Source organism: Pseudoxanthomonas mexicana (assembly GCF_014397415.1).
GTDB classification, from domain to species: domain Bacteria; phylum Pseudomonadota; class Gammaproteobacteria; order Xanthomonadales; family Xanthomonadaceae; genus Pseudoxanthomonas_A; species Pseudoxanthomonas_A mexicana.
This window is the reverse complement of the sequence record NZ_CP060731.1, coordinates 1,188,784-1,215,505: the sequence shown is the minus strand read 5'-3', so window position 1 is coordinate 1,215,505 and position 26,722 is coordinate 1,188,784. Positions and strand designations below refer to the sequence as shown.

Annotated in this window: 19 protein-coding genes; 4 read left to right on the top strand and 15 right to left on the bottom strand. The window is 68.6% G+C overall.

Translation table 11 applies throughout. The annotated features are described in order from the left end of the window. Positions 1-102 precede the first annotated feature (102 nt). The 3 genes from IAE60_RS05470 to IAE60_RS05460 form a co-directional block, all read right to left on the bottom strand. Positions 103-2,274, bottom strand: a complete 2,172-nt coding sequence (locus IAE60_RS05470; RefSeq protein WP_187574161.1) for a S9 family peptidase — start codon at positions 2,272-2,274, stop codon at positions 103-105. A 62-nt stretch (positions 2,275-2,336) separates the two neighbouring features. Further along, positions 2,337-4,442, bottom strand: coding sequence for a prolyl oligopeptidase family serine peptidase (locus IAE60_RS05465; RefSeq protein ID WP_187574160.1), 2,106 nt, complete (start codon positions 4,440-4,442; stop codon positions 2,337-2,339). A gap of 76 nt (positions 4,443-4,518) precedes the next feature. After that, positions 4,519-4,836: a hypothetical protein gene (locus IAE60_RS05460; RefSeq protein WP_187574159.1), complete on the bottom strand. Its 318-nt coding sequence runs from the start codon at positions 4,834-4,836 to the stop codon at positions 4,519-4,521. Positions 4,837-4,978: 142 nt separating this feature from the next. Here IAE60_RS05460 and IAE60_RS05455 point away from each other — a divergent pair, with 142 nt between their 5' ends. Continuing rightward, on the top strand, positions 4,979-5,563 hold the full coding sequence (locus IAE60_RS05455) for a lipocalin family protein (protein ID WP_244966668.1): 585 nt from the start codon (positions 4,979-4,981) through the stop codon (positions 5,561-5,563). A 104-nt stretch (positions 5,564-5,667) separates the two neighbouring features. Here IAE60_RS05455 and IAE60_RS05450 read toward each other — a convergent pair whose 3' ends face one another. Beyond that, positions 5,668-6,639, bottom strand: a complete 972-nt coding sequence (locus IAE60_RS05450; RefSeq protein WP_187574158.1) for a helix-turn-helix transcriptional regulator — start codon at positions 6,637-6,639, stop codon at positions 5,668-5,670. Between the two features lie 687 nt (positions 6,640-7,326). Between IAE60_RS05450 and IAE60_RS05445 the strand changes: the two genes are divergently transcribed. Beyond that, positions 7,327-8,064 carry a DUF481 domain-containing protein gene (locus tag IAE60_RS05445; protein ID WP_187574679.1) on the top strand — a complete coding sequence of 246 codons (738 nt, stop codon included), beginning with the start codon at positions 7,327-7,329 and terminating at the stop codon, positions 8,062-8,064. Positions 8,065-8,080: 16 nt separating this feature from the next. Here the strand turns inward: IAE60_RS05445 and hemC are convergent, their stop codons facing one another. The 4 genes from hemC to IAE60_RS05425 form a co-directional block, all read right to left on the bottom strand. After that, on the bottom strand, positions 8,081-8,989 hold the full coding sequence (gene hemC / locus IAE60_RS05440) for a hydroxymethylbilane synthase (RefSeq protein ID WP_187574157.1): 909 nt from the start codon (positions 8,987-8,989) through the stop codon (positions 8,081-8,083). A 37-nt stretch (positions 8,990-9,026) separates the two neighbouring features. Then, positions 9,027-9,758, bottom strand: coding sequence for a LytR/AlgR family response regulator transcription factor (locus IAE60_RS05435; protein WP_162111465.1), 732 nt, complete (start codon positions 9,756-9,758; stop codon positions 9,027-9,029). A gap of 94 nt (positions 9,759-9,852) precedes the next feature. Next, complete coding sequence (locus tag IAE60_RS05430) at positions 9,853-10,539, bottom strand: alpha/beta hydrolase (RefSeq protein WP_187574156.1); 687 nt, start codon at positions 10,537-10,539, stop codon at positions 9,853-9,855. A 36-nt stretch (positions 10,540-10,575) separates the two neighbouring features. Beyond that, positions 10,576-11,547: an energy transducer TonB gene (locus tag IAE60_RS05425; protein WP_187574155.1), complete on the bottom strand. Its 972-nt coding sequence runs from the start codon at positions 11,545-11,547 to the stop codon at positions 10,576-10,578. A gap of 335 nt (positions 11,548-11,882) precedes the next feature. Between IAE60_RS05425 and IAE60_RS05420 the strand changes: the two genes are divergently transcribed. Then, positions 11,883-14,090, top strand: a complete 2,208-nt coding sequence (locus tag IAE60_RS05420; RefSeq protein ID WP_244966666.1) for a sensor domain-containing protein — start codon at positions 11,883-11,885, stop codon at positions 14,088-14,090. Here the strand turns inward: IAE60_RS05420 and IAE60_RS05415 are convergent. Further along, complete coding sequence (locus tag IAE60_RS05415) at positions 14,062-14,916, bottom strand: NAD-dependent protein deacetylase (protein WP_222937209.1); 855 nt, start codon at positions 14,914-14,916, stop codon at positions 14,062-14,064. The genes IAE60_RS05420 and IAE60_RS05415 overlap by 29 nt on opposite strands. A 61-nt stretch (positions 14,917-14,977) precedes the next feature. Continuing rightward, positions 14,978-15,988, bottom strand: coding sequence for a LacI family DNA-binding transcriptional regulator (locus tag IAE60_RS05410; RefSeq protein ID WP_187574153.1), 1,011 nt, complete (start codon positions 15,986-15,988; stop codon positions 14,978-14,980). A 292-nt stretch (positions 15,989-16,280) separates the two neighbouring features. On the opposite strand from IAE60_RS05410, the gene IAE60_RS05405 reads away from it, so the two are divergent. Next, a complete protein-coding gene (locus IAE60_RS05405) occupies positions 16,281-17,747 on the top strand; it encodes a glycoside hydrolase family 30 protein (protein WP_425504457.1) in 1,467 nt (488 codons plus the stop codon). Between the two features lie 21 nt (positions 17,748-17,768). Here IAE60_RS05405 and IAE60_RS05400 read toward each other — a convergent pair whose 3' ends face one another. From IAE60_RS05400 to IAE60_RS05380, 5 genes are all read right to left on the bottom strand, one after another. After that, positions 17,769-19,901, bottom strand: coding sequence for a TonB-dependent receptor family protein (locus tag IAE60_RS05400; protein WP_187574152.1), 2,133 nt, complete (start codon positions 19,899-19,901; stop codon positions 17,769-17,771). Positions 19,902-20,229: 328 nt separating this feature from the next. After that, positions 20,230-21,753 (bottom strand): tryptophan halogenase family protein, encoded by a 1,524-nt coding sequence (locus IAE60_RS05395; protein ID WP_187574151.1) that lies wholly within the window; start codon positions 21,751-21,753, stop codon positions 20,230-20,232. Between the two features lie 73 nt (positions 21,754-21,826). Continuing rightward, on the bottom strand, positions 21,827-22,810 hold the full coding sequence (locus IAE60_RS05390) for a carbohydrate kinase family protein (RefSeq protein ID WP_187574150.1): 984 nt from the start codon (positions 22,808-22,810) through the stop codon (positions 21,827-21,829). 174 nt (positions 22,811-22,984) lie between these two features. After that, entirely contained in the window at positions 22,985-24,139 is a 1,155-nt protein-coding gene (locus IAE60_RS05385; protein ID WP_187574149.1) for a LacI family DNA-binding transcriptional regulator, read from the bottom strand. Positions 24,140-24,214: 75 nt separating this feature from the next. Next, complete coding sequence (locus IAE60_RS05380; RefSeq protein ID WP_187574148.1) at positions 24,215-26,671, bottom strand: GH92 family glycosyl hydrolase; 2,457 nt, start codon at positions 26,669-26,671, stop codon at positions 24,215-24,217. Positions 26,672-26,722: the final 51 nt, after the last annotated feature.

Sequence of the window (26,722 nt, the reverse complement as noted above, 5' to 3'; positions counted from 1 at the left end):
TTATCGGCCGTTGCCGGCGGCGCTGGAGCCCCTCGCTGGCGGGGATACCGGAAACGAAGAAAGCCGGGTTTCCCCGGCTTTCTTCCTGTCCTGCAACGCAGCCTACTTCGAAGCGACGCCCAGCTGGTCCAGCATGAAGGCGAACATCTCGGCACGCTCGCGGTACTGGCGGAAACGGCCGGACTTGCCGCCGTGGCCGGCTTCCATGTTGGTGCGGAACACCACCGGGCCCTTGCCGGTGTTGAGGTCGCGCAGGCGGGCGACGTACTTGGCCGGCTCCCAGTACTGCACCTGCGAATCCCACAGGCCGGTGCCGACGAACATCGCCGGGTAGGCCTTGGCCTGCAGGTTGTCGTAGGGCGAGTAGGTCAGGATGTAGTCGTAGTAGCCCTTCTCTTCCGGGTTGCCCCACTCGTCGTATTCGTTGGTGGTCAGCGGAATGGTGGGGTCGAGCATCGTGGTGACGACGTCGACGAACGGCACCAGCGTCAGGATGACCTTGTACTTCTCCGGCGCCATGTTCGACACCGCGCCCATCAGCAGGCCGCCGGCGCTGCCGCCCATCGCCGCCACGCGGTCCTTGGCCGCGTAGCCTTCCTTGACCAGGTAATCGGTGACGTCGATGAAGTCGGTGAAGGTGTTGATCTTGTTGTAGAGCTTGCCGTCGTCGTACCAGGCACGGCCCATTTCCTGGCCGCCGCGGATGTGGGCCAGCGCGTAGACCACGCCACGGTCCAGCAGGCTGACGTTGGTGATGCTGAAGTTCGGGTCCATCGACGCGCCATAGCTGCCGTAGGCGTACTGCAGCATCGGCGCCTTGCCGTCGCGCGCCACGTCCTTGCGGTACACCAGCGTCACCGGGATCTTCGTCTTGCCGTCCCGCGCCGGCGCCCACACGCGCTCGGTGACGTACTTCGACGCATCGTAGCCGGGCACGGGCTGCTGCTTCAGCTGGCGGCGTTCGCCGGTCTTGGTGTTGATCTCGTAGGTCGTGGCCGGCGTGGTCATCGAGGTGTAGCTGTAGCGCAGCCAGTCGGTACCGGTTTCCGGATTGGCCGACAGGCCCATCGAGTACGCCGGCTCGTCGGCCTTGACGTAGTCGCTGCTGCCGTCGGCCTTGATCACGCGCAGGCTTTCCAGCGCGTTGGCGCGTTCGGCCACCACGCTGAAGCCGTCGAACAGTTCGAAACCCTCGACGAACACGTCGTCGCGGTGCGCCACCCAGTCCTTCCAGTCCTTGCGCGAAGTCGAGTCGGTCGGCGCGGTCACGATCTTGAAGTTGGTGGCGCCATCGGCATTGGTGCGGATCACCCAGCGGTCGCCCAGGTGGTCGGCCTGGTATTCCACGTCGCGCTCGCGCGGGGCCAGCACGGTGAACACGCCGGGGCTGGCGGCCGGCGTGCAGCGCATCTCGGATGACACGGTGCTCTCGACGCTGATGCAGATGAACTTGTCGTCGCGGCTGCGGCCGATGCCCATGTAGAAGCTGTCGTCTTCCTCTTCGTAGACCAGCGCGTCCTGGCTGGCCGGCGTGCCCAGCACGTGCGCCTTCACCCGCTTGCTGAGCAGTGTCTCCGGGTCCTTGTCCACGTAGAACAGCGTGCGGCCGTCGTCAGACCACACCAGGTTCGGCTCGGCGTTGGTGACGGTGTCCGGCAGCAGTTCGCCGGTGTCCAGGTTCTTGAAACGGATGGTGTACTGGCGACGGCCGTTGGTGTCGTCGGCATAGGCCAGCAGTCGGTTGTCCTGGCTGACCTCGTAGTCGCCGACGTTGTAGTAGTCCTTGCCTTCGCCCAGCGCGTTGACGTCCAGCAGCACCTGCTCGCCGGTGAAGTCGCCGGCGGCGTTGGCGGCCTGGATCGACACGGCATCCACGCCCGGGCCGTCCTTGCGGCGCGCATGCACCGGATAGTCCTTGCCGGTGACGAAGCGCGCGTAATACCACCAGCCGCGCTCGCGGTACGGCACGCTGGCGTCGTCCTGCTTGATGCGCGCGACGACTTCGTCGTACAGCTTGTCCTCCAGCGGCTTCAGCGGCGCCATCACCGCATCGGTGTAGGCGTTCTCGGCGTTGAGGTACGCCAGCATCTCCTTGTTCTCGCGCTTGTCGTCGCGCAGCCAGTAGTACTCGTCGTTGCGTTCGGCACCGTGCGGCGCCTTCACCACGTGCGGCTTCTTCGCCACGTCGGGCGGGGTGGCACTGGCGGCCAGGGCGGAGGTGATCGGGGTGCTCATCAGGACGGTGGCGGCAAGCAGAAGGGAGGTCGGCTTCATGGATGGGGTCCGGGGACGCGGGATGCAATGGCGACGCCCCTCCGGAGAGGGGCGTCGGACGCTTACTTGGTCAGTTGCTGCCAGAGGAAGGTGTAGGCCAGAGCGCTCATGTGCGCGGCCTGGGCGTTGTTGGCCGCACCGCCGTGGCCGCCTTCGATGTTCTCGTAATAGCGCACGTCCTTGCCCGCCTCCAGCATCTTCGCGGCCATCTTGCGGGCATGGCCCGGATGGACGCGGTCGTCGCGGGTGGAGGTCATGAACAGGGTCGGCGGATAGTCCTTCTCCGCATCGAACAGGTGGTACGGCGAGAAGGTCCGGATGAACTCCCAGTCGGCGGTATCGGGATTGCCGTACTCGGCCATCCACGACGCGCCCGCCAGCAGGTGGCTGTAGCGCTTCATGTCCAGCAGTGGCACCTGCACGACGACGGCGCCGAACAGCTCCGGATACTGCGTCAGCATGTTGCCCGTCAGCAGACCGCCATTGCTGCCGCCCTGGATGCCCAGGTGCTTGGGCGAGGTGATCTTGCGGGCGATCAGGTCCTGCGCGACCGCGGCGAAGTCCTCGTACGCCTTGTGGCGGTTGGCCTTCAGCGCCGCCTGGTGCCAGCGCGGGCCGTACTCGCCGCCACCGCGGATGTTGGCGACGGCATAGACGCCCCCCTTCTCCAGCCAGCCCTTGCCCACGCCGCCGGAATAGCCGGGGGTCAGCGAGATTTCGAAGCCGCCGTAGCCGTACAGCAGGGTCGGCGTGCTGCCGTCGTACTTCAGGCCTTCGGGGCGGACCAGGAAGTACGGCACCTTGGTGCCGTCCTTGGAGGTGGCGAAGTGCTGTTCGATCTTCTTGCCCGAAGCGTCGAAGAACGCCGGCATCGACTTCAGCTGCTCGGGCGGCTGGCCGATCTCGGCCAGCGACAGCGTCGTCGGGGTCAGGTAGTCGGTGACGGTCAGCCACACCGCATCGCTTTCGTCGCTGTCCACGTCGCCGACCCCGACGGTGCCGAAGGACGGTGCGCCAACGAAAGCGCTGGTGGTCCAGCCCGAGGCCGACGGCGTCAACACGCTCAGGCGGTTCTTCACGTCTTCCAGTACGTTGAGGACGAGGTGGCTCTTCGTCCAGGTGAAGCCGGCCAGCGAGGTCTTGTCGGTCGGCGCGAACAGCACGTCGAACGCGCGCTTGCCGGCCATGAAATCGTCGAACCTGGCCGCCAGCAGACTGCCGGCCGCATAGGTCTTGCCGCCGACCGTCCACGGCTCGCGCAGCTCCAGGGTCAGCCACTCCTTGTGCACGCCCTTGTTGGCCGAGTTGGGCGCATCGATCTTGGCCAGCGTGCCATCGGCGCGGCGCAGGTACAGCTCGTCGTTGTAGAAGGCCAGCGTGCGGCTGACGAAATCGCGCTGGAAGCCCGGCGTGTCGTCGTGGAACGCCGCGATGTACATGTCGTCCGGCTTGCCTTCGTAGACGACGGTGGCGCTCTCCAGCGGCGTGCCGCGCTTCCATTCCTTGGCGATGCGCGGATAACCCGAGCTGGTCATGCTGCCGTCGCCGAAGTCGGTGTACACGTAGACGGTATCGGCGTCCTTCCAGCCCAGGCCGCCCTTCGCCTCGGGACGGTAGAACCCGTCGGCGAGGAACTTCTTGTTGACCAGGTCGAACTCGCGGGTCTCATCGGCGTCGGCGCCGCCGCGCGACAGCGCGATCAGGCAGCGGGTGTAGTCGGGCTTGCGGCAATCGGCGCCGTGCCAGACCCAGTTCTTGCCCTCGGCCTTGTTCAGCGCGTCCAGGTCCAGCACGGTCTCCCACTGCGGCTGTGCCTTGCGGTACTCGGCCAGCGTGGTGCGGCGCCAGACACCGCGTTCGTGCTGCTTGTCCTTCCAGAAGTTGTAGTAGTAGTCGCCGATCTTCTGCACGCCCGGGATCTTGGCGTCTGAATCGAGGATGGCGCGGATGTCCGACTCCAGCTGCTTGAATGCCGGCGTGGCCGCGATCTCGGCCTCGGCCTTGGCGTTGACGCCCCTCACCCAGTCGAGCTGCTTCTGGCCTTCGACCTCTTCCAGCCATGCGTACGGGTCGTTGGACACGTCAGCCTCCTTCGCGTGGACAGGAGCGGACAGGGCGCCCGCAACGGCAAGGCCGGCGGCCAGGCAGGCGTGGGTAAGTCTGGGCATCGGGAGTGGCTCCGGAGGTGCAGTTCATGAACATGCCACGCTAGCACAAGGCCCGGAGGCCACCCCCTGCCGAAGGTCAGGCCGCCCGGGCCGGACCCGTGCCGCGGGTGCGTAACCGCCGGGCCTGCGGTGCGCGACGGCGGGCAGCCGCCGGGCGGACCCGGCGCAACACCGTCGGCACGCGGAACCGGTGCAGCGCCCACCAGGCCGCCACCGGCATGCCGACCAGCCACAGCGGCAGCCATCCGAGGGCGTCGGTGCTGGCCCGGGCCAGCGGCACCAGCAACACCAGTGCCAGGCCCGCAAGCACGACCCTGCGCAACGCACGGTCCAGGCCGGCGTCGGGACGATCCTGGGAAGCGGGGGACGAAAAGTCGAACGATGCGGCGGACATGGCGGCGGACTCCCATGGGTTGATGTCGGTACGCCGTCACACTCGCTCACGCGCATCTCACGGATTGCGACATCCCCGGTTAACATCGCCGTCGCATCCTGATGACTAGCGTGTCCGTATGACGGGGAGGAAGGAGTCCCACATGCCCATGCCGTTGTTTCCCCGTGTCGCCCGATGTGCCCTGATCGCCCTGCTGCTGGTGCTGGCCGCCGGCTGCGCGAGCCGGGGCGAGGTGCAGAAGGGACCGGCGGCCGTGGACCTGCCCCGCTTCATGGGCACCTGGCACGTGGTGGCGCACATTCCCTATTTCGCCGAACGCGGGCACGTCGCGGCACGTTACGAATACGCCTTCCGCGACCGCGACAAGGTCGGGGTTGCGTACCACTATCGCGAAGGCTTCGACCAGCCCGAGCAGGTGCGCGAAGCGCGCGCGTCGGTGAAGGAAGCCTCCGGCAACCGCGAATGGACCTTGTGGTTCGTCGGCGTGGTGCCGGCCAAGTGGCGCATCGTCGAAGTGGCGCCCGACTATTCTTGGGCGCTGGCTGACTATCCGGGTCGCGACATGGGCTGGGTCCTGGCCCGCGACCCGATCATGGACGACACGCTTTACCAGGACCTGGTGAAGCGCGCGCGCGACCACGGCATCAATGCCCGCCAGCTCGTGCGCATACCGCAGGTGCCGGAACAGGTGGGCAAGCCGGGGTTCGGGGAACCGAAGGCGCCGTAGACCGCCAGAATGGCGGGCTGTGGCCGCGACATCAGTCGCGATGACGGACTAAAGGCGATCCGCGAAGCTTCGCGACTCACGTCGCTCCCACGCGCGCAACGGCGCTACTTCTTCTCGTAGTTCGACAGCGCCAGTTCCAGCAGCGCTTTCGCCTGTTCGCGCAGCACCGCCGGCTCGACGATTTCCGCGTCGGCGCCATAGTGCAGGATATCCATCAGCAGCTCGCGGGAAACGCTGTAAGGGATCTTCAGCTCGTAGCGGCCATCGGGCAGGTGGCGGCCCTGCTGCTTGGAATGCCACTGCTCGTCGGCGACCCAGCGCGCAGCCTTGGCGCTGAAGACGATCGTCGCCCAGCCCTTGGGCTCGCCGGAGAAGATGCCGTAACTCGAGGCCAGGTGCTGGTTGAGTTCGTCATTGGGCAGGTCGCGCGCAGGCTCTTCGCCCAGCCGTGCATTGCCGATACGGTCCACGGCGAAGCTGCGCAGGGCGTTGCGCTCGTGGTCCCACGCGTCCAGGTACCAGTTGTCGCGATAGTGGGTGATGCGCTGCGGCGACACCGTGCGGCGCGTGCGCTCGTCGGTCGAACGTGCGCGGTATTCGAACTGCAGCTGCTTGCGTTCCAGCACGGCCGAGGCGACCGTGCGGAAGCTGGCCTCGTCCAGCTTGCGGCCGCGGTGCGGGATGACGCGCACCCGGTCGACCGGCCACTGCGACACGCCGGCGTGGTCGGCCAGCAGGCCCTCGATCCGCTTCTGCAACGGTGCCAGCGCGCCCGACAGCACGCCACCGCCCGTGCGCACCAGCAGCTGCTGCGCGGCCAGCAGCGCGTAGAGTTCTTCCGAACTCAGCCACAGGCCGGGCAGTTCGAAACGCTCGCTCTCCGCGGCGTGATAGCGGAAGCCGGCCTCGCCATCGCCCTCGATGGGCGCCATCAGCGCGTCGCGTAGATAGGCCAGGTCGCGGTAGACCGTCGCGCGCGAACAGCCCAGTTCCTCCTGCAGCCGCTTCACCGTGACCGGATAACGGGCAGCCTTCAGGATGCGGTGCAGGGCGGTGATGCGTTCGATCTTGTCCATGGGCGGCACAGCAGCGGGCGTGTCCGGATTATCGCCGAGGCATGGCCGTTTTCATCGCCTGCCTGCCGTTGGAAGTGATACAGGGGGCGCTGCGCCGACGGCGCCTGGGGCCCGTGCGGTGCCCGGCGCCACGGCGTGTCCACGCCGCTGCGGCGCCCTCAACGCACGGACCCCAGGCGCCTCCTCCGTGCCACCACCTCAATGCGTCGTCGCCCGACGGCCGCCATGACCGATCCGCTGCCGACGCACCGCCATGCTTGGAAGCACTGCATCCGCCCCACGCGACCGTGGACCGGGACCTTGTCCGGACCGCCGAATCCCGGATACAGCGGCCATTCAAGCCTGCAGGGGCACCGAAGCGACCCTCAGGCCCTGCCGACCGTGACGACGATCCTGAATCACGCGCCCGGCCGTGGCAGAATGCATGGCGCAAACCTGAATCGGAACAAGTACTTGGGTTGTTGCTCCGACGGCCGCTGTCTACCATGTAACCGCTTACATCCCGCCCCGAGACCCACCATGCCCCGCCCGATCTCCGCTTCCCTGCTCGCGTCCGCCTTGCTGGCGGCAGGCCTAGGCCCCGCCCGGGCCACCGAAGTGCTGCTGCCGCGCAACGACAAGGTGGAGGCCCCGCACGCGGGCAAGGGCTTCGGCAAGGAAAGCAGTACCGCGTTGCCGGTGGTCGCCATGGCCGTGCGCCCGGTGCCGGAACCCGCTCCCGAACCCACGCCGCCCGCCCCCACATTCACCGGCGGAGGCGAGCTGGGCTTCGCCGCGGCCAGCGGCAACAGCAATACCGAAAGCTTCAACGGACGCCTGGACCTGACCTACACCGACGGCGGCGCCTGGCGGCACAGCGCCAGCCTGTTCGGCCTGCATTCGCGCTCGGAATACCTCCGGACCCACGAAGACGGCAGCCAGGTGCGCGACACGCGCACCACCGCCAACCGCTACACCGTCACCGCCAACAGCGCCTATTTGATGGACGACCGCGGCACGCTGAACACCTCGCTGCGCCACGAGGAGGACGATTTCGGCACCTACAGCCGCCAACAGTCGCTCAGCCTGAGCTACGGCAACCGCGTGATCGAGAACGAGCGCGCGCATCTGGACCTGCAGGTGGGGCCCGGCTATCGACGCGCCTACGACACGCTGGACGAGCGCAACGAAGCCAGCTTCATCGGTCGCGGCCTGATCGACCTGCGCTACGCGTTGAGCGAGAACACCGAGATCGTCAACAAGCTGCTGGTCGAGTCGGGCGAATACAACACGTTCGCCCAGAACGATCTGGGCGTGTCGGTGACGATGAACTCGCACTTGGCCCTGAAGGCGGGCTGGCAGGCGCGCCACAACAGCGACGTGGCACCGGACCGGAAACGCACTGACACACTGACCACGATGAACGTGGTCTACCGCTTCAAGTAGACCGATCGCGCAGGGCTCAGGCGAGGAACGCGCCTGCGCCCTGTTCCAGCAGGCGCGCGGCGACCGAACGGCCCAGACCCTCGGGATCGTCCAGCGGGCCCCTGCCATCGGCCCGGATCACCTGCCCTTCCGCCGCCGAGCCCACCAGGCCCGACAGCACCAGCGCATCACCGTCGCGTTGCGCGAACGCCGCCACCGGTACGTGGCAGCTGCCGTGCAGCGCCCGGTTCATCGCGCGCTCGGCCTCCACGCAGGTGCGGGTGGCGGCATCGTCCAGTGCCGCGAACAATGCGTGCATGGCGGGATCCTCCGCACGGCATTCCACCGCCACCGCGCCCTGCGCCGGCGCCGGCAGCCAGTCCGGGGCGTCCAGGCGCGCGCGGATGCGGGCCGCGAAACCCAGCCGCTGCAGGCCCGCGCAGGCCAGGACGATGGCGTCGTAGTCGCCCGCATCCAGCTTGGCCAGACGCGTATTGACGTTGCCGCGCAGGTCCAGCAGCTGCAGGTCCGGGCGCAGTGCGCGCAGCTGCGCCTGCCGGCGCAGCGAGGACGTGCCCACCCGCGCGCCATGCGGCAACGCGGCGATGCCGTCGTAGTGGTTGGACACGAAAGCGTCGGCGGGATCGGCGCGGGTCAGGATGGCCGGCAGCGCGAACGGGCCCTCCAGCTCCATCGGCACGTCCTTCAGCGAATGCACCGCGCAGTCGGCCTCGCCGCGCAGCATGGCCAGTTCCAGTTCCTTGAGGAACAGGCCCTTGCCGCCGATCGCGGCCAGCGAACGGTCCAGCACTTCGTCGCCGCGCGTGCTCATCGGCACCAGTTCCACGGCCAGGCCGGGATGCGCGTCGCGCAGGCGCGCGGCGACGTGTTCGCTCTGCCAGAGGGCGAGCGGGCTCTTGCGGGTGGCGATGCGCAGCGTGGTCATGCGGGCATTATCCCGCATGCCACGACCACTGCGCAGGTCAGAGCGCCTTGACCGTCTCGCGCAGGCCGGCCACGCAGCGCCGGCTGACTTCCAGCGGTGCCTTGCCGTGGCGCAGGATGGCCTGTACATGGCCGTCCCCGACGCGCTTGATCTCGACCAGTTCGTGTCGCGCCACCAGGCAGTTGCGGTGGATGCGCACGAAGCGCCCGCCGAATTCCTCCTCCAGCGACTTCAGCGACTCCTCGATCAGGTCCTCGCCGCGCGCATGGTGCACGACCACGTACTTCTCCTCGGCCTGCAGGTAATGCACCTCGTCGACCGGAATCAGGCGGAGACTGCCGCGCAGGCGCGCGCACAGGTGCGTGCGCGGCTGCTGGTTCGACGTCGCCGGCGCATGCGTCTCGCGCCCGGCGATGAAGGTGCGCGCACGCTCCAGTGCCGCCGCAAGGCGCTCGGAGCGGATCGGCTTCATCAGGTAGTCGATGGCGGCCGCCTCGAACGCGGACAGCGCGTGCTCGTCGTAGGCCGTGCAGAACACCACCGCCGGCCGCGGATCGAAGGCCGCCAGGTGGCGGGCGGCTTCCAGGCCATCCACGCCAGGCATGGCGATGTCGAGCAGCACCATGTCGGGACGGTGCTGCGAACAGGCCTGCAGCGCATCCAGGCCGTTCTCGGCCTCGGCGACCACCTCGATGCCGGGATGTTCGGCGAGCAGCGCGCGCAGGCGTTCGCGCGCAAGGGGTTCGTCGTCGGCGATGACCACTTTCACGGCAAAGGCGTCCTCGATGAACGTTGGCGTGATCCCCCGCGGCGTAGGTTACCCATGGCGGCGCCCTGCGTCACCCGTCGGGGACGCACGGCCATTACAACGCAAACCGCCGGCCCATCCAGTCACCCAGGTCACGGATTTCCTCCGCACAGACCTGGTGGGCCATGGGGTAGCGGTGCCATTCGACATCGAAGCCCAGTTCGCCGAGCGCTTGCGCACTCTGCTCGGCATGGATCAGCGGAATCACCGGATCGCCCGTGCCGTGGGCCATGAACACCGGCTGCGCAGTCGCCGCCGCGACCCGATGCCGCGCCGCCTGCGACGCGCCCGGCAGGTAGGTCGACAACGCGATCAGGCCGGCGAGCGGGACCTGCCGGCGCAGGCCGGCCGCCAGCGTGATGGCGCCGCCCTGCGAGAATCCGGCCAGCAGCAGCCGCTCCGGCGCGATGCCGCGCGCCTGCTCGCGCGCGATCAGCGCATCCACCTGCGCCAGCGACTCCTCTATCCCGGCGCTGTCCGCCCGGGTGGGGAAGTCCATGCCCACGATGTCGTACCACGCGCGCATGCGCACGCCGTTGTTGATCGTCACCGCGCGCACGGGCGCGTGCGGAAACACGAACCGCAGCGCGGGCCAGTCCGGCCGCACCAGTTCCGGGACGAGGGGCGCGAAGTCATGGCCGTCGGCGCCCAGCCCGTGCAGCCACAGCACGGACCATTGCGGCGATGCGCCGGTTTCGTGTTCGACGGTGTCGAGGAGCGGAGTGTCGGTGGTGATGGTCATGCGGCCATTGTCGCCGCAGACGCCGGTGGACACCAATCAGCCATCGCGGGCGGCTTCGGGCGGCAGGCGGAAATGCACCGTGCGTCTGGAATCGTGCGCGCGCCCCGTGGCCTCGAACCGCCAGCGCTGCGCGACGGCCAGCGCCGAGGCCTCGAACATGCCGGGCGGCGTCGACGACAGCAGCCGCGCGTTGCGCACGCTGCCGTCGGGCTGGATGGTGAAGGCGACCTGCGCTTCCCCCTCGATGCGCGCGCGCAGCGCCGGCAATGGATACCGCGGTTGTGCATCCTGCAGCAGGCGGGGCGTGCGCGCCTCCACCCCGCGCGACGCCGGCGGGGTGGGCAGGGAGGAAGGCGGCGGCGCCTGCACGGTGGCCGTGGCGGGGGCGGCCGCAGGTGGCGGCTCCGGCGCATGTGCGGGCGATGTCACCGGCTCCGTCGCGGCCGTCGCGGCCGTCGCGGCCGTCGCGGCCGTCGCGGCGATGATGCGCTCCACCGCGGCCGCCGGTGCACCCGCCGCGGGCGACGGCATGGCGGCTGCGGCTGCGACCCCGTCCGCATCACGCGCCTCCTGTGCGCGCACCAGTGCGTCCAAGCCGGCACGCAGCCGCGGCAATGCGGGCGCACCGGGATCGATGCGGGCGATCAGTGCCTGCAGACGCGCCGCTTCACGGCCATCACCCCGCGCGATCGCCTGCTCGGCGGCAATCAGCACGTACGGCTGTAGCTCGGCCAGCGCCGCCCGGGCGCGGACGCGTTCCGACGGCTGCGCGTACGCGTCCAGATAGTGCTCGATCGCATTGTCGCCGGCCGGGGCCAGTATCCGGCCCTCCGCCAACGCGCGCTCGGCGCGTGCATACGGTGCGGTCGCGGCAGCGACGACGCCTGCGCCCACCATCCCGTCCGCCGGCGATGCGCTTCCCTCCACCACCGCGGGACGAGCTGCGTCCCCGCATGCCGCCAGGCACAGCGCCGCCCCGATCCCCAGTCCGATCCACCTTGCTTTCATGGCTACCCCTGTCATGCGGGCGGCAAGGCTAGGGCGCGTTCATGACGCCGATGCGTCAGGTGTGCGTCCACGCGGCACGCGCTCCCTTTCCGACACTGGACACCGCCCGCCGAGCGTGCAGGCGCCCACGCGCACGACGACGCGGTGTCCGGTAGCGGCGCTGAAAGCGTTTGCAGCCCCTACGGCCACCCCGCGCGCGCTTGAAGTTCAGGTAAAGTGCGGCGATCAGGGGCCGATACCGTTCCGTACAGCCCCGTTTCGGGGGTGGCTGAGCAGAGAACGCCGTGGCGAACCCGGACCATCAGGCAGAAACCGTTCTTGGGGAAGGACCGACCGTGAGGCCCACTGCCATCGCCATGCCGTCGCACTTCGCCGATGACGCTCCCGACGTATCGTGGGTCATCGACCACAGCGACAACGCGGTCGTCGTCTGCGACGAGGCGGCCCGCATCACCTGGATCAACCAGGGGTTCACGCGCATGCTGGGCTATACGCTGGAAGAGGCCGCCGGCCGCAGGCCCAGCGATTTCCTGGCCGGCCCGCATACCGACCCGGAAACGGTCGAATGGGTGCGCGGGCAGTTGAACACACAGCAGGGCTACCGGACCGAGTTGCTGGTCTACGCCAAGAACGGGGTGCCGCTGTGGATCTCGGCGGTGGTCAACCCGGTATACGACCCCGACCGCAACGTCCGTTACCTGCTGGGCGTCTACACCGACATCACCCACAGCAAGCTGCACGAAGAGCTGCACCGCAAGGTGCTGGGCGCGATCATTCGCGAACAGCCGCTGCAGGACGTGATGACCCTGATCTGCCGCGAAGTGGAAAAGGTGATGCCCGAGGCCGTGGCGTCGGTGATCGGGCTGGACGACTATGGTCGCCTGCGCCCCTTGGCGGCCCCCAGCCTGCCCGAGCAGATCGCCGCCATCATCGACGGCGAACTGGCCGGCCCCATGGTCGGCGCCTGCGGGTCGGCGGCCTGGAGCGGGCAACCGGTCGAATGCAGCGACATCGAACGCGATCCGCGCTGGCAGGCCTACAACGCGCCCTTCCTGGCGCTGGGGATCCGCGCCTGCTGGTCGAATCCGGTGAAGGGCCACGACGGGCGCGTGCTGGGCACGTTCGCCCTGTACTACTGGGAGAACCGCGCGCCGGACGAGTTCCACCAGCGCGTGGTCGATGTCTGCCTGCACTTGTGCGCCCTGGCTATCGAGCGCGATCGCGCGCGTGCGCGCATGCACCAGCTGTCGTTCTTCGACACCCTGACCGGGTTGCCCAACCGGGCGCTGTTCAACAGCAAGGTGGAACAGATGCTGCTGGGCGCCGCGCGCCGCGACAGCGCGGTGGCCCTGCTGTTCATCGACATCGACCGCTTCAAGATCGTCAACGACACCCAGGGCCATTCCGCAGGCGACACCCTGCTGCGCGAACTCGCCAAGCGGCTCGGCGGCGAACTGCGCGAAGGCGACGTGGTGGCGCGCTTGGCCGGCGACGAATTCGTGCTGGCCGTGCCGGACCGCAGCGCAGAGGAAGCCGCCAACCTCGCCGACCGCCTGATGGCGCGGCTGGCCGAACCGGTCATCGCCGGCCGGATGATGCTGACGCCGCAGGCCAGCATCGGCGTGGCCATGTTTCCCGCCGATGGCTGGGACGTCGACTCGCTGGTGCGCCACGCCGACATCGCGATGTACCGCGCCAAGTCCGAGGGCGGCGCGCGCATCGTGTTCTACAGCTTGGAGATGAACCAGGCCATGCAGGAGCGCCTGGCGCTGGAGAACGCGCTGCGCGAGGCCGTGCGCAGCGGCCAGCTGCGCCTGCATTACCAGCCTCAGGTGGTACTGGACGACGACGCGCGCCTGCACGGCGTGGAGGCGCTGCTGCGCTGGCGGCATCCGGAGATCGGCGAGATCTCGCCGGCCACCTTCGTGCCGATGGCCGAGGAATGCGGCCTGATCGACGAGCTGGGCCGCTGGACGCTGGAGGAGGCCTGCACGCAGATGGCCGACTGGCGCCGTCGCGGCGTGCCGGTGCCGCGGGTGTCGGTGAACCTGTCGGCGATCAACTTCGAGCAGCAGGACCTGCCCGCCTTCATCGGCAACGTGCTGGGCAAGTGCGGGCTGGCGCCGCACGAGCTGATGGTGGAGGTGACCGAGAGCGTGATGCTGGCGCAGAAGCCGGAAGTGCTCGCCAACATCGACGCGATCCACCGGATGGGCGTCAGTCTCTCGATCGACGACTTCGGCACCGGCTACTCCAGCCTGAGCCACCTGCACCGCCTCCCCATCAGCGAACTGAAACTGGACATGAGCTTCGTCCGCGACCTGGAGCACAGCGAATCCGCGCGCGCACTGACCACCTCCATCCTGCGCATCGGCGAGAGCCTGTCGCTGAAGGTGGTGGCCGAAGGCGTGGAAAACGCCGCGCAGCGCGCTGTGCTGGCCTCGCTGGACTGCGACCTGCTGCAGGGCTACTACGTCTCGCGCCCGCTGTCGCCGCACTCGCTGGAACGCTGGATCAGCCTGCAGCCGCCGCCGGCGGCATGACCGGCGCCGGCACGTCGGCAGCGAGCAGGAAGCGCAGCGCATCCCCGCACGGCGCCGCCATCCGGAACCGCAGCAGGTCGTCGGCACGGGTGCGGCCCAGGTTGACGGCGGCCACCGGGATCTGCGCGCGCACCGCCGCGTGCACGAACCGCAGGCCGGAATAGACCATCAGCGACGAACCCACCACCAGCATCGCATCGGCCTGCGCGAGCCCCGCCATCGCGGCGTCGACCCGGGCGCGCGGCACGTTCTCGCCGAAGAACACCACGTCCGGTTTCAGCATGCCGCCGCACGCGTCGCACGCGGGGACCTGGAACGTGGCGAAATCGCGATCTTCCAAGTCCGCATCGCCGTCGGGCGCCGCACCGGCCGCCAGGCCGGCCCAGGCCGGGTTTGCCTCCGCCAACCGCCGCTGGACGTCCGCGCGCGATGACGATGCACCGCACCCGAGGCAGACCACCGCATCCAGACGGCCGTGCAGGTCGATCACGGCGCGGCTCCCCGCGGCCTGGTGCAGGCCATCGACATTCTGCGTCAGCAATTGGCTGCAGCGCCCCTGCGCTTCCAGCGCCGCCAAGGCGCGGTGCGCCGCATTCGGCTGCGCCTGCGCGATGCGCGGCCAGCCGACCAGGCTGCGTGCCCAGTAGCGCCGGCGGGTGATCCCGTCGCCGACGAAGGCCTGGTAGGTCACCGGCGGCGTGCGCTTCCAGGCGCCCTGCTCGTCCCGGTAGTCGGGAATGCCCGACCCGGTGCTGCAGCCGGCACCGGTCAGCACGAACAGGCGCCTGTGCGCCGCAATGAAGTCTTCGAGCCGGGAGTCGCTCATGACCGCAGCATAGGCCATGCCGCCCTCGGCGTGCCCGCGGCCTGCGCCGCCGTCAGGCGCTTCAATGCCTCACGGGCGGCTGCGTCGATTCCCGGAACAGCACCTCGTGTTCGACATGCACCATGCCGCCGGCGTCCGCCGCGCGGATGCGCGCCAGCAACTGCATCGTGGCCAGGCGTCCCATGTCGGAGGTGGGCTGGCGCACCGTGGTCAGCGCCGGATAGATGTGGCGGGCGATCGGCGTGTCGTCGAAGCCGCAGACGGAGATGTCGCGCGGCACCACCAGGCCGCGCTCGCACGCGGCGCGGATGACGCCGGCCGCCATGTCGTCGTTGGCGGCGAAGATCGCCGTGGGAGGCCGCTTCAGGTCGAGCAGGCGGTTGCCGGCCTCGATGCCGGACTCGAACGAGAACGCCCCCTGCACCACCAGGTCCTCGTCGTACTCGATCCCTGCCTTTCGCAGCGCCTCGCGATAGCCCTTGAAACGCCATTGGCATGCGCCGTGCGCGGGTGGGCCCTTGATGTGGCCGATGCGGCGGTGGCCCTGGGCCACCAGGCCGGCCATCAGCTCACGCACGGCCGCGGTTTCGTCCATCATCACGCCGATGCGGCCGTCCGGATGCTTGGGGGCGATGCAGGCGAAGGCCACATGGTTCGCTTCAAGGAATTCCAGCACCACCGGATCGTCCGTCAGGGGCGGAATGAGCACCACGCCGTCCGGCGCGAAGTGCTCGAACACCACCTTCAGGTCGTCTACCTTGCGCTGGCGCGAGGCCCCCACCGGCGCCAGCACCAGGTTGTAGTGGTTGTCGCGGCAGGCTTCCAGCATGCCGTTCTGGATTTCCATCAGGTAGTTGCGCGACGGGTTGTTGTAGACCAGCGCGATCACGTAGGAGCGCTGCCCTGCCAGGCTGCGCGCGGACAGGTTGGGGCGGTACTGCAGCTTCTCGACGACCGCCATCACTCGCTGCCGCATTTCGTCCCGCACGTTGGGCTCGTTGTTCAGCACCCGCGACACGGTTTTCATCGACACGCCAGCGGCAGCGGCCACATCTTCGATCCGACTACGCATGCGCTCCCGCTCCCTTCCCGACCACGCTCCCGGCACGACGCCGGATTCTGACAGCCCCGGCCGCTCCTTGGATACCGCGACCGGGGGCCTGCGACGTCATGTCGATCCTGCTGCAGGGCAGCACGCCCGGGCGTCCTGTCCGCCGTGGGCAGGCAAGGCGTCACACTGTCACGCCACCGAGCGCGCGTTCCATTGACAGCAAGATGTAGCAGCGGTATGACAGCGCTGTCAACAACAGCGCGGCGAACAAGGCCCACCTGGCCGCTCCACGCACTTCTTCACGAGGCACACGATGCATTCCACCCGCTTGTTCACCGCCGTCGCGTTGGGCGCGACGATGGCCGCCGGCCTGACGTACGCCGATGCCGCACCATCTCAGGAGCGCCCCATGCCGACATCGGCCACCGTGACGATCTACACCACCGCGCAGGACACCGGGCAACGCCTCAGCCAGGCCGGGACCGTCACCCTGAAAGGCGGCCACGCGCTCACCGAAGTGGAGAACTCGGTGTTCGTCGATCCCACGCGGCGCTTCCAGTCGCTGCTGGGCATCGGCGGTGCGATCACCGACTCCACCGCGGAGGTCTACGCCACGCTCGCACCGGAGAAACGCGCCGAGTTCATGCGCGCCTATTACGACAGGGAAGCCGGCATCGGATATTCACTGGCCCGCACCACGATCCACAGTTCCGACTTCAGCTCGGCCAGCTACACGTACGTTAAGGAAGGCGACAAGGCGCTGGCCTCGTTCTCCATCGACCACGACCGCCGGGCCCGCCTGCCGATGATCAAGCAGGCCATCGCGGCCGCGGGCGGCGAGCTGCCATTGTTCGCCAGCCCATGGAGCGCGCCGGCCTTCATGAAGACCACGGGCAACATGCTGCGCGGCGGCGCGCTGCTGCCCGAGTACCGGCAGGCATGGGCGAACTACTTCGTCAGGTTCATCCAGGCCTACGAAAAGGAAGGCGTGCCGATCTGGGGCATCACCGTGCAGAACGAACCGATGGCCACCCAGACCTGGGAGTCGATGCTGTACACGGCCGAGGAGGAACGCGACTTCCTCAAGGACTACCTCGGCCCGACGATGCACGCCGCCGGCTACGCCGACAAGAAGATCATCGTGTGGGACCACAACCGCGACATGATGCTGTACCGCGCGCAGGTGATCCTGGGCGACCCGGAAGCCGCCAAGTACACATGGGGACTGGGCTTCCACTGGTACGAGACCTGGGCCGGCTTCGACCCCATGTTCCGCAACGTCGCGGCCGTGACCGAGGCCTTCCCCGACAAGCCCGTGCTGCTGACCGAGGCGGCGGTGGAGAAGTTCGACCCCGCGCGCTACCAGCACTGGCCCAACGCCGAAGGCTACGGCACCTCCATGATCCACGACCTCAACAACGGCGCCGTGGGCTGGACCGACTGGAACATGCTGCTGGATGAGAAGGGCGGCCCCAACCATGTGGGCAACTACTGCTTCGCGCCGCTGCATGCCGACACGCGCGCCGGCGAGCTGATCTACACGCCCAGCTACTACTACATCGGCCACTTCTCGAAGTTCATCCGGCCCCAGGCGCGCCGCGTCAGCACCGCCACCAGCCGCAGCACCCTGCTGGCCACGTCCTTCGTGAATCCCGACGGTCGCCTGGCGACGGTGGTGATGAATCCCACCGACAAGGAGATCGCCTATAACTTCTACGTGGGCCAGGCCTCGGCCGTGGTCACCATCCCGGCGCGCGCGATCCAGACGCTGGTGAACTGATCCGATGCGCCGAGCGTCGACCTACGGCGTCTCCCAGTGCCAGCGCGCGCCCACGGTAAAGGTGCGCCCTGCGCCGGGTTCGTAGAACCGGCCATTGCCTTCGTTGACGATCACCGAGCCGATGTGGAACCGGTCCAGCGCGTTGTCGATGCGGGCGAACGCCTGCAGGCGGCCGCTCGCCCACGCCCACTCGCGGCCTGCTTCCAGGTGGAGCAGTCCGTAGCCGGGCGCGCGCTCGCTGCCGGTGTCGTTGACTGTGACATCGTCCATGCCCACCAGGTGCGCCGCCGCGTGCCACCGCTCACCCTGCCAACGCAGCCGCAGTGACGCTTGCTGGCGCGCGATGCCGGGAATGCGCGTGCCCGCGGCGACCTGCACCCCGGGCGTTATGCAGCCGGCGGCCGTGCAGATCGGAAAGCTGTCGCGGAATGTCGCGTCCAGCCAGGTGTACGCGAACTGCACGCGCCACGCATCGCCGAGCGGCACGTCGGATTGCAGTTCGAGTCCCTGCCGGCGCGCGGCACCGACGTTGCGGTAGCTGCTGCGTCCGCCGACATTGCGCGCCACGGCGAGTTCGTCGCCGGTATCGGCACGGAACACCGCCGCCTCCAGCGTCGTCCCGCCCGACGCCCGCCACTTCGTACCCAGCTCGACATTGCGGCTGACGGCCGGACGCAGGTCGAACGCCAGGCCGGCGGCGCCATCGGCACGGTAACCCAGCTCATTGAAGGTCGGCGTCTCGAAGCCGCGCCCCCATGAGGCGTACAGGCGCCACGCATCGCCCGGCGCGAACACCAGTCCCGCCACCGGCAGGGCGCGGTCGTAGACGACGCGCCCGCTGTCGTCGGGATTGGTCGCGGTGACGTAGGCATCCCGAGACGTGAAGGTGATGCGGCTGCGGCGCGCGCCCGCCAGCAGCGACCAGCGCGGCGCGAACCGCCACCACGCCTGCAGGTACTGGTCCGCGTTCCGCACCGTGTTGCGCTCGTCGCGCCGCAGCGCACCGCGCACACCGAGTGCGGGCCCGACGAAGTTCTCGTAGCCGCGACGATGCTGCCGTTGCCGGTCCGCATTGAAGCCGGCCGCGAGTTCGACAGGCTGGTCCCCGAGGTGTCCGGTCCACGACCATCGCAGGTCGGCGCCGCCATAGGTATTGCGCAGGTCGATCACGCCACCCGAGTTCAAGGGATTGCTTTGCGCGCCGACCGGCAGCGCGAGGAACTGCTCGACATCGCGCCGGCCGCCATAGCCCATCACCCGCACCTGGTGTCCGTCGCCGAATGGCCGCGCATACACCGCACCCAGCTGATCCTGGCCCACCGACTTGCGCGTGTTGAACGCCGTGGCGACGGACGCAGCCTGCCGGGGCGACGACCAGGCCTGCGCCCGCGTCAGGCCCAGCGGATCCTGCGCATCGGGCGCATCGAAATGATTGGCGACCAGGTCCAGCGTGCCGGCGCCGGGGCGAACGCGCAGCAGGATGTTCAACGACTCGCGCCGCGCGGCCGCGTGATCGCGATAGCCCCGCGTATCGAACACCGATGCCGCCACGTTGTAACCCACGGCATCGCCGGCGCCACGCAGGCGCGCGCCGAGCACGAACGTGTCGTGACTGGCGAGGCTCGCTTGCAGCCGGGCGTCATGGCCTTCGTCCGGGATATCGCTCCATGCCTGGATCACGCCACCGGAGGAATTGCCATGCAGGGCCGAGAACGGGCCCCGCAACACCTCCACGCGGTCCGCAGCCAGCATGCTGAAGTGCGATACCTGGCCCTGCCCGTCGGGCATGGTCGCCGGCACGCCGTCGGCGTACAGCCGCACGCCACGCACGCCGAAAGTGGACCGCGCGCCGAAGCCGCGGATCGACAACTGGGTGTCCTGCGCGAAGTTCTGCCGTTCGCGCGCCTGCACGCCCGGTATGCCGTCCAGCACTTCCGAAAGCGCGGCCTGCGTGCGTGCGCCCCCATCCCCCATCGGCACCACGCTGATCGAGGCGGGCGTATCGAATGCGGTGACCGCTTCCAGCCGCGTCGCGGTCACCACTACACGGTCCAGGGTCTCGGCCGCGCCGGATGCGCCGGCCTCTTCGCCCAGCGCCGCGGGCGTCAGTGCGGCACCACTCACCATCCAACAGAATCGCGAGATCGCATGCATGCAGATAACCGGTCGGCAGGACGCCTGCGCAAACCGCGACCGCGCACCAGCGACGTCGTCGCATCGCACCGGTCGGTTGTCGCCGGGCGCCGACGTTGAGCCCGAAATGAAGAAATGGAAACTGGCCGGCAGCATATACCACGCGCGGATTCCAACATCTCCTCAGTCGGCGAGTCCGACGCGACCGCATCCCGACTGCTTCGGTTGCGGCGGAGGACTGTCCGAGGCCTGTCGCGCCGGCAGCTGCGCGAAGGATATACGTCCACGCACACTCGGCGGTTGGACTGCGCGCAGCGTCAACGCGAGGCAGCCGCCACGCGGGGCCCCGTCATCCCACCGGCGCCCGGCAATGGCGATCGATGAAATCCTGGTGCCGTGGCATGGCCGCCACGCTGTCCGCGATCGATCGGTGCACGCGCGCGACATGTTCGACGAGGGCCTGTTCGGGCATGTCGTCGACGATCGGATGGTAGCCGGCAGGGACGATCCCCTGCCCCAGCATCACCTGCACCCAGCTCGGCAGCGCGAAGAATTCGTCGCCCGTGCGGAAATAGCGCCCTCCGCTGCGGAACATGTCGATCTTCCGCTGCAGGGTGTCGGGGATCGACATCGTCCGGCAGTAGTCCCAGAACGCGCTGTCGTTCCGCCGCGTGGCGCAGTAGTGCAGGATCAGGAAGTCGCGCGTGCTTTCGTACTCGAACGCGGACTCCTCGTTGAACTGCCGCTCGAGCAGGGGGTCGAAACCACGGTCGGGGAACAGGCCCAATAGTCGCTGGATTCCCGATTGGACCAGGTAGATGCTGGTCGACTCCAGTGGCTCCATGAAGCCGCTGGCGAGCCCCAGGGCGACGACGTTCCTGTTCCACAGCTTCCTGCGCATGCCGGTGGTGAAGCGCAGCGGGCGCGGATCGGCGAGCGCACGACCGTCGAGGTTGGCCAGCAGCGTGGCGGCGGCTTCGTCGTCGCTGATGTGCTCGCTGGAGTACACGTAGCCGTTGCCGATCCGGCTCTGCAACGGAATGCGCCATTGCCATCCCGCGGCGCGGGCGGTGGAACGGGTGTACGGCGTTGGCGGACCTGCCGTGGCACACGGCACCGCCATGGCCCGGTTGCAGGGCAGCCAGTGCGTCCAGTCGATGTAACCGGTCTCCAGGGTCTGTTCGATCAGCAGGCCACGGAAGCCGGAGCAGTCGATGAAGAGGTCGCCGGCGACCTGTTCGCCACTTTCGAGCATCACAGCGTCGATGAAGCCGTCTTCGCTGCGCTGCACGGCATGGGTGATCTTCCCCTCGATGCGCTGCACGCCACGCCGCTCCGCCAGCTCACGCAGGTAGCCCGCATACAGCCCCGCGTCGAAGTGATAGGCGTAGGCGATGTCCGCCAGCGGCGAATCCGGCGGTGCGTTGCCCGGGCTGGACATGAACTTCCCCAGCGGGGCGGCCAGGGTGGGCAGCGAGTACTCACCGATGGGCCGCGCGCGGCCGGCGAGGAAGAGCTTGAGCCAGAACTGGTGGAAAGGCAGTGGCCCGATGCCCTGGCCGATCCTGCCGAAGCCGTGGACGTAGGAGTCGCCGATCTGCCCCCAGTCGTTGAACTGGATGCCGAGCTTGAAGGTGCCCTGCGTGCGGGCGACGAAATCGAACTCGTCGATGCCGAGCAGGCCGGCGTTGAACTGCTTCATGTAGGGGACGCTGGCCTCCCCCACGCCGACGATCCCGATTTCCTCGGACTCGACCAGGCGGATGGATGCCTGCTTGCCCAGGTAAGTCGCCAGCGCGGTCGCTGCCATCCAGCCCGCGCTGCCTCCGCCGACGACGACGATGGATCGGATAGGGTTGCCGGTAGCCGTCATGCTCGATCCTGTTCCTCGTTATACGGGACTTGCCACACGTCGTGACCACGTGGTCCCGCCAAGCGCGGGACGGTCACGACAGCAGCTGGTTGACCTCTTGCACGGTCGGCATGGCGGCGAACGCGCCTTTGCGCGTGACCGCCAACGCACCCACGGCAGCGGCGAAGCGCATCGCGGCGGCGACATCGTCGTGACGGGAGACGAACGCGGCCACGCCTTCGCCAAGCCTGTCGTGCTGGGTCAGATGGAACAGCAGCCCGCCGACGAACGCATCGCCCGCCGCGGTGGTATCCAGCGTGGTGACCTGGAACGTCTCCACCGTCCCGCTGGCCGCACGCGTATGCCACGCGATGGGTCCGGCGCCGTCCGTCACGACCAGCAGCTGCGCCCGATGCTGCCAGAGGCGCTGCAGGACCGCTTCCTCTCCCCCCAACGGCCGCGCCAGGTACTCCAACTCCTCGCGCGACAGCTTCACCAGGTCGGCCTCGGCCAGCGCCAGCCACAGCCGCGGCGTGGGGTCCTCGCCTTGCGGCCACAGGGCCGGGCGCAGGTTCAGGTCGATGCTGACGGTGGCGCCGCTGGCGCGCGCGCGACGCATGCCCTCGTAGGTGGCGTCGGCGATCTCCGCTCCGGTCAGGCTGTTCGAGCAGACATGGAATACGCCCGTGCCTTCGAAGCACGCCGGCGTGAAATGCGCGGCCCGGAACAGCAGGTCGGCGGCCGGCGGCCGGTAGAAACTGAAACTGCGCTCCCCGTGCTCGTCCAGCGCCACAAAGGCCAGTGCCGTCTTCGCCTCCCCGGTGCGCACGATGCAGTCCGTGGAAACGCCCACCGACGCCAGGCTGTCGAACAGGAAGTCGCCGAACATGTCCTCGCCCAGCATGCCGGCGAAGTGCACATCCGCACCCAGTCGCGCGGCCGCCACCGCTACGTTCGCTGGCGCGCCGCCCGCGTACTGCAGGAAATTGCGCGGGGCTTCAGGCGATGCCGGCGGCTGCGCCAGCATGTCGATCAGGGCCTCACCGAAGCAGACGATCTTGCGCGAGGGAGGACTCATGCGAAGCCACCCCGCAGGAAGACGCACGGCGCCGGCACGGGATCGGCAGGGCGATGGAGAGGGTGATGTGGAGCGATGGGTTTCATGGCGAAGGAAGCATCAGAGGAGAGACGGGGTACGGACGTCGTCGCGCGGTAACGCAACACGTCGATACGACGATGGGCGGCAACAGGGTCATTTCAGCGTCACCCCGCTGCTCTCGCGCACGGACAGCGTGACCGGCGCGATGGTCCTGCGGGGCACGGCACCCTCGTCTATCTGCGCGAGCACCAGCTGCGCCGCCTGTCGTCCACGTTCGCGCGGATTGGCGGCCAGCGTGGTCAGCGGTGGCGTGGTCACCGCCGCCTCGGGAATGTCGTCGAAGCCGGTCACGGCGAAGCCCTTGCCCGGCTGGATGCCGCGCGCCAGCAGGCCCAGCATCAGGCCCAGCGCCACCGTGTCGTTGTAGCAGACGGCGGCCGTCGGCGGCGCCTGGTCGCCGAACAGTTCGCCGGTTCGCGCGGCCGCTTCCAGGCGGTTGGGCGCGGACTCGATCAGCCACGCTGGATCGACGGGCAGGCCCGCCCGCTTCATCGCCTGCGCATGGCCGGCGCGGCGCTGGCGGCAGGAACTGGAATCGGCATGTCCGCCGTAGAACGCGATGCGGCGATGGCCCAGGGCAATCAGGTGTTCGGTGGCCAGCTGCGCGCCGTGCTGGTTGTCCAGCCCCAGGAAGCCCCAGTCGTCGGCGCCGGCGAGTTCGCGATTGAACAGCAGCACGTTCGCGCGCGCGTCCAGCACCTTGTGCAGCTGGGCCGCATCGCTGCCCTCGGCAGGCGACAGGATCACGCCTGCCGGCGTGTGCTCCATCAGCGACGCCAGCACGGCCTGCTGGCGTTCGGGCGACTCGCCCGTGCTGCCGAGCAGCGTCACGTAGCCCTTCTCACCCAGGGCTTCGTCCACGCCGGCCGCGAACTCGGCGAAGAACGGATTGGCCAGATCGTTGATGACCAGCGCGACGCTGGACGAGGTACGCCGGCGCAGGTTGGCCGCGCCGCGGTTGTACACGTAGCGCTGGCGCTTGAGTTCCGCTTCCACCCGGGCACGCGTATCGGCGTGGACCAGCGGACTGCCACGCAACACCAGCGACACCGTGGCGCGCGATACGCCGATGGCATTGGCGATATCGGTGACGGTCACCACCCGCTGCGGGCCGCGCGCGCGCGCCGCTGGCTTCGCCTTGCCAGCCTTGGCGCCCGGGGCGGCGCCGGCAGCCGCCTTCGCGGTCTTGGAAGGGGCGGCCGCGGGCGCGCGCTTGGAGCCTGCTCGAGGTGGGCGTTTCTGGCTCATCTGGATCGATCCATTCCGACAATGCGCCCAGCGTAAACCATCATGCGGACTTCGATGCGCGGGTGGAGCACGGGTTCAACGACCGGCTCCCGACGACGATGCCGGCTCGACGGCGCAGGGCGATGCCGGCAGGTCCTGCGCCCGCGTGCCCCAACCCTGCGGCTGCGGTGCATCAGTCAGGTCGAAGCGCAGGCGACCGCCTTGCCGCAGGCGCTCCCAGTCCAGCCAGACGGCGGCATGGTCGCGGCCGTCCAGCGATACGTCGCGGATGTAGCGCGGCTTCCCGTCGCCGGCCTGGGGCGCTTCGATCCGCAGCGTGCGGCCGTTGCCCATGTCCACATCGACGCGCGAGAAACGCGGTGCGTGCAGCACGAACTGCCCGGTCCCGGGCACTACCGGATACAGGCCCATCGCGCTGAAGAGATACCACGCCGACATGGTGCCCAGGTCGTCGTTGCCCGTCACGCCATTGGGCGCATTCGTGAACAGCTGCTGCGCGGCATGCAGCACCGTGGAGGTCTTCCACGGCTGGCCGATCAGCGTGTACATCCACGGCACGTGCAGGTCCGGTTCGTTGTTGGGGTTGTAGCGGAACTGGTTGTAGTAGCTGTAGGGCCCGACCACCCACTCCTTGCGCGCGGCGCCGGCGGGATCGGCCAGCAGCGCGTCGTATGCGAAGAAGTCGTCCAGGCGCCGCGCCGCCTCCTGCGGCCCCTGCATCGCCTCCACCAGTCCCGGCACGTCCTGCTGTGCCAGCCACTGGTACTGCCAGGCGGTGCCCTCGTGGAAGCCGTGGTGGGAACGCGGGCTGTAATGGCCGTCCGACGGCGTGTACCACTGCCCGTCTTCGGTGCGCGGACGCGGGAAGCCGGTGAAACCCGCCGCCTCGTCGCGTACCGACGCATCCCACAGCGTGCGCCAGTTGCGTCCGCGGCGCTTCAGTACGACGGCATCGTCGCCATGCCCCAGCGCACCGGCCATCACCGACAGTGAGCAGTCGGCGAGCGCGTATTCCAGGGTCGCCGAGCCGCCATGATGGGGATCCACGTCCATGCCCTTGGAAGGAAATGCACGGTCGTACTGGACGAAGCCCTGCGCCAGGTAGTTGGGATTGCCGGAACGGCCGGCATGGCGCGAATTCAGCGGCGGCACGTCGAACGCATTCTTCCGCAGCGCGGCGTATGCCTCGGCCTCACGCCCCTGCAGCGCACCGAAGCGCCACAGATCCACCAGGAACGGGGTGACCGGATCGCCGGTCATGATGTTGGTTTCGAAGCTGGCATAGCCCCAGCGTGGCAGCCAGCCTCCCTGTTGGTCGATGGCCAGCAGCGAACGCGCGATGTCCATGGCCCGCTGCGGCCGCAACAGCGCGATCAGCTGGTTCTGCGAGCGGTACGTGTCCCACAGCGAAAAGTATTCGTAATAGGTCCATCCGTCGGCGCGATGGATGAGGTCGTCGTAGCCCCGGTAACGGCCATCGGCGTCGTTGCCGGTCATCGGCTGCAGCAGCGCATGGTAGAGCGCGGTGTAGAAGACCACGCGATCATCGCGCCCGCCGCCGTGCACGCGCACACTGGACAGCTCGTTGTCCCAGGCCTTCTGCGCACGTGCGCGCATCTCGTCGAAGCGGAGCAGCCTGCCTCCGGTCATGCCCTCGCTTCGCAGGTTGTTGCGCGCACCTTCGGCATCGACATGCGAGATCGCCGACACGGCGGTGACGCTGCGGTCGCTGCCCAGATCGAAGGTCAGCCAGGCGCCGCTGGGCTTGCCTTCGCCTTCCATCCCGTGGCGCGATCCCGGCACGCCGCCGGCCTCGCCCCAGGTACCGAACGACGTGAACGGGCGATCGAACTCCAGACGGAACCACGTGGTGTACTGGTGGCCGCCGCAGAAGCTCTTGGTCACCAGCTTGCCTTCCACCGCGCGGTCACCGACCACGGTCAGCGTGCTGCCGGTCACGGCGTGGCGTTCGTTGGCCTGGCCGATATTGACCAGCACATGGCCTTCCCCCGTCGCGGTGAAGGTGTAACGCTCGGCCGCCGCGCGGGTCAGCGCCGTGGCTTCCGCATCGATCCCGCTGTAATCCGTCAGCCGCACCTTGTAGTAGCCGGCCTGCCCGCTTTCGCCGTCATGGCGGTAGCGCGAGCCGTAGCGCTTTTGGTCGAACGCCTTCGGATCGGCCGTGTCGAAGTCGCCGCCGTGACCGATGCGGCCGGTCACCGGCAACACCGAAACCTGCCCACCCTGTTCCCAGCATCCCGCCCCGGAAAGGAAGGAGTGCCCGAAACCGCGGATCTGCGGGTCGTCGTAGCGCCATCCCGAATAGTGGGAACCGATCGGGCTGACCTGGATCATCCCGAACGGCGCGGATGCGCCGGGAAACGTGTTGCCGTCATCCTTGCTGCCGATGAAGGTGTTGACCTCGGCACTCAGGCCCGGCGTGGCCGCTGCCACCGGCAGCGCGGCGGAAACCGCCAGCGCGAACAGCAGCGGTACGGTACGGAGCAGCGAATGCGGGGAGGTCGACTTCATGCGTTCCAGTCCTGTGATTCAGCGCGTGCGGCATCCGGATGGATCACCGCA

What these genes read in the sequence shown, in the direction of transcription:
- IAE60_RS05455 (WP_244966668.1), top strand. Translation starts at nt 4,979, where the DNA reads ATGCCCATGCCGTTGTTTCCCCGTGTCGCCCGATGTGCCCTGATCGCC.
- IAE60_RS05395 (WP_187574151.1), bottom strand. Translation starts at nt 21,753, where the DNA reads ATGACGGCTACCGGCAACCCTATCCGATCCATCGTCGTCGTCGGCGGA.
- IAE60_RS05385 (WP_187574149.1), bottom strand. Translation starts at nt 24,139, where the DNA reads ATGAGCCAGAAACGCCCACCTCGAGCAGGCTCCAAGCGCGCGCCCGCG.
- IAE60_RS05415 (WP_222937209.1), bottom strand. Translation starts at nt 14,916, where the DNA reads ATGAGCGACTCCCGGCTCGAAGACTTCATTGCGGCGCACAGGCGCCTG.
- IAE60_RS05390 (WP_187574150.1), bottom strand. Translation starts at nt 22,810, where the DNA reads ATGAGTCCTCCCTCGCGCAAGATCGTCTGCTTCGGTGAGGCCCTGATC.
- IAE60_RS05430 (WP_187574156.1), bottom strand. Translation starts at nt 10,539, where the DNA reads ATGACCATCACCACCGACACTCCGCTCCTCGACACCGTCGAACACGAA.
- IAE60_RS05450 (WP_187574158.1), bottom strand. Translation starts at nt 6,639, where the DNA reads ATGGACAAGATCGAACGCATCACCGCCCTGCACCGCATCCTGAAGGCT.
- IAE60_RS05400 (WP_187574152.1), bottom strand. Translation starts at nt 19,901, where the DNA reads ATGCATGCGATCTCGCGATTCTGTTGGATGGTGAGTGGTGCCGCACTG.
- hemC (WP_187574157.1), bottom strand. Translation starts at nt 8,989, where the DNA reads ATGACCACGCTGCGCATCGCCACCCGCAAGAGCCCGCTCGCCCTCTGG.
- IAE60_RS05380 (WP_187574148.1), bottom strand. Translation starts at nt 26,671, where the DNA reads ATGAAGTCGACCTCCCCGCATTCGCTGCTCCGTACCGTACCGCTGCTG.
- IAE60_RS05445 (WP_187574679.1), top strand. Translation starts at nt 7,327, where the DNA reads ATGGCCGTGCGCCCGGTGCCGGAACCCGCTCCCGAACCCACGCCGCCC.
- IAE60_RS05465 (WP_187574160.1), bottom strand. Translation starts at nt 4,442, where the DNA reads ATGCCCAGACTTACCCACGCCTGCCTGGCCGCCGGCCTTGCCGTTGCG.
- IAE60_RS05405 (WP_425504457.1), top strand. Translation starts at nt 16,281, where the DNA reads ATGCATTCCACCCGCTTGTTCACCGCCGTCGCGTTGGGCGCGACGATG.
- IAE60_RS05470 (WP_187574161.1), bottom strand. Translation starts at nt 2,274, where the DNA reads ATGAAGCCGACCTCCCTTCTGCTTGCCGCCACCGTCCTGATGAGCACC.
- IAE60_RS05460 (WP_187574159.1), bottom strand. Translation starts at nt 4,836, where the DNA reads ATGTCCGCCGCATCGTTCGACTTTTCGTCCCCCGCTTCCCAGGATCGT.
- IAE60_RS05410 (WP_187574153.1), bottom strand. Translation starts at nt 15,988, where the DNA reads ATGCGTAGTCGGATCGAAGATGTGGCCGCTGCCGCTGGCGTGTCGATG.
- IAE60_RS05425 (WP_187574155.1), bottom strand. Translation starts at nt 11,547, where the DNA reads ATGAAAGCAAGGTGGATCGGACTGGGGATCGGGGCGGCGCTGTGCCTG.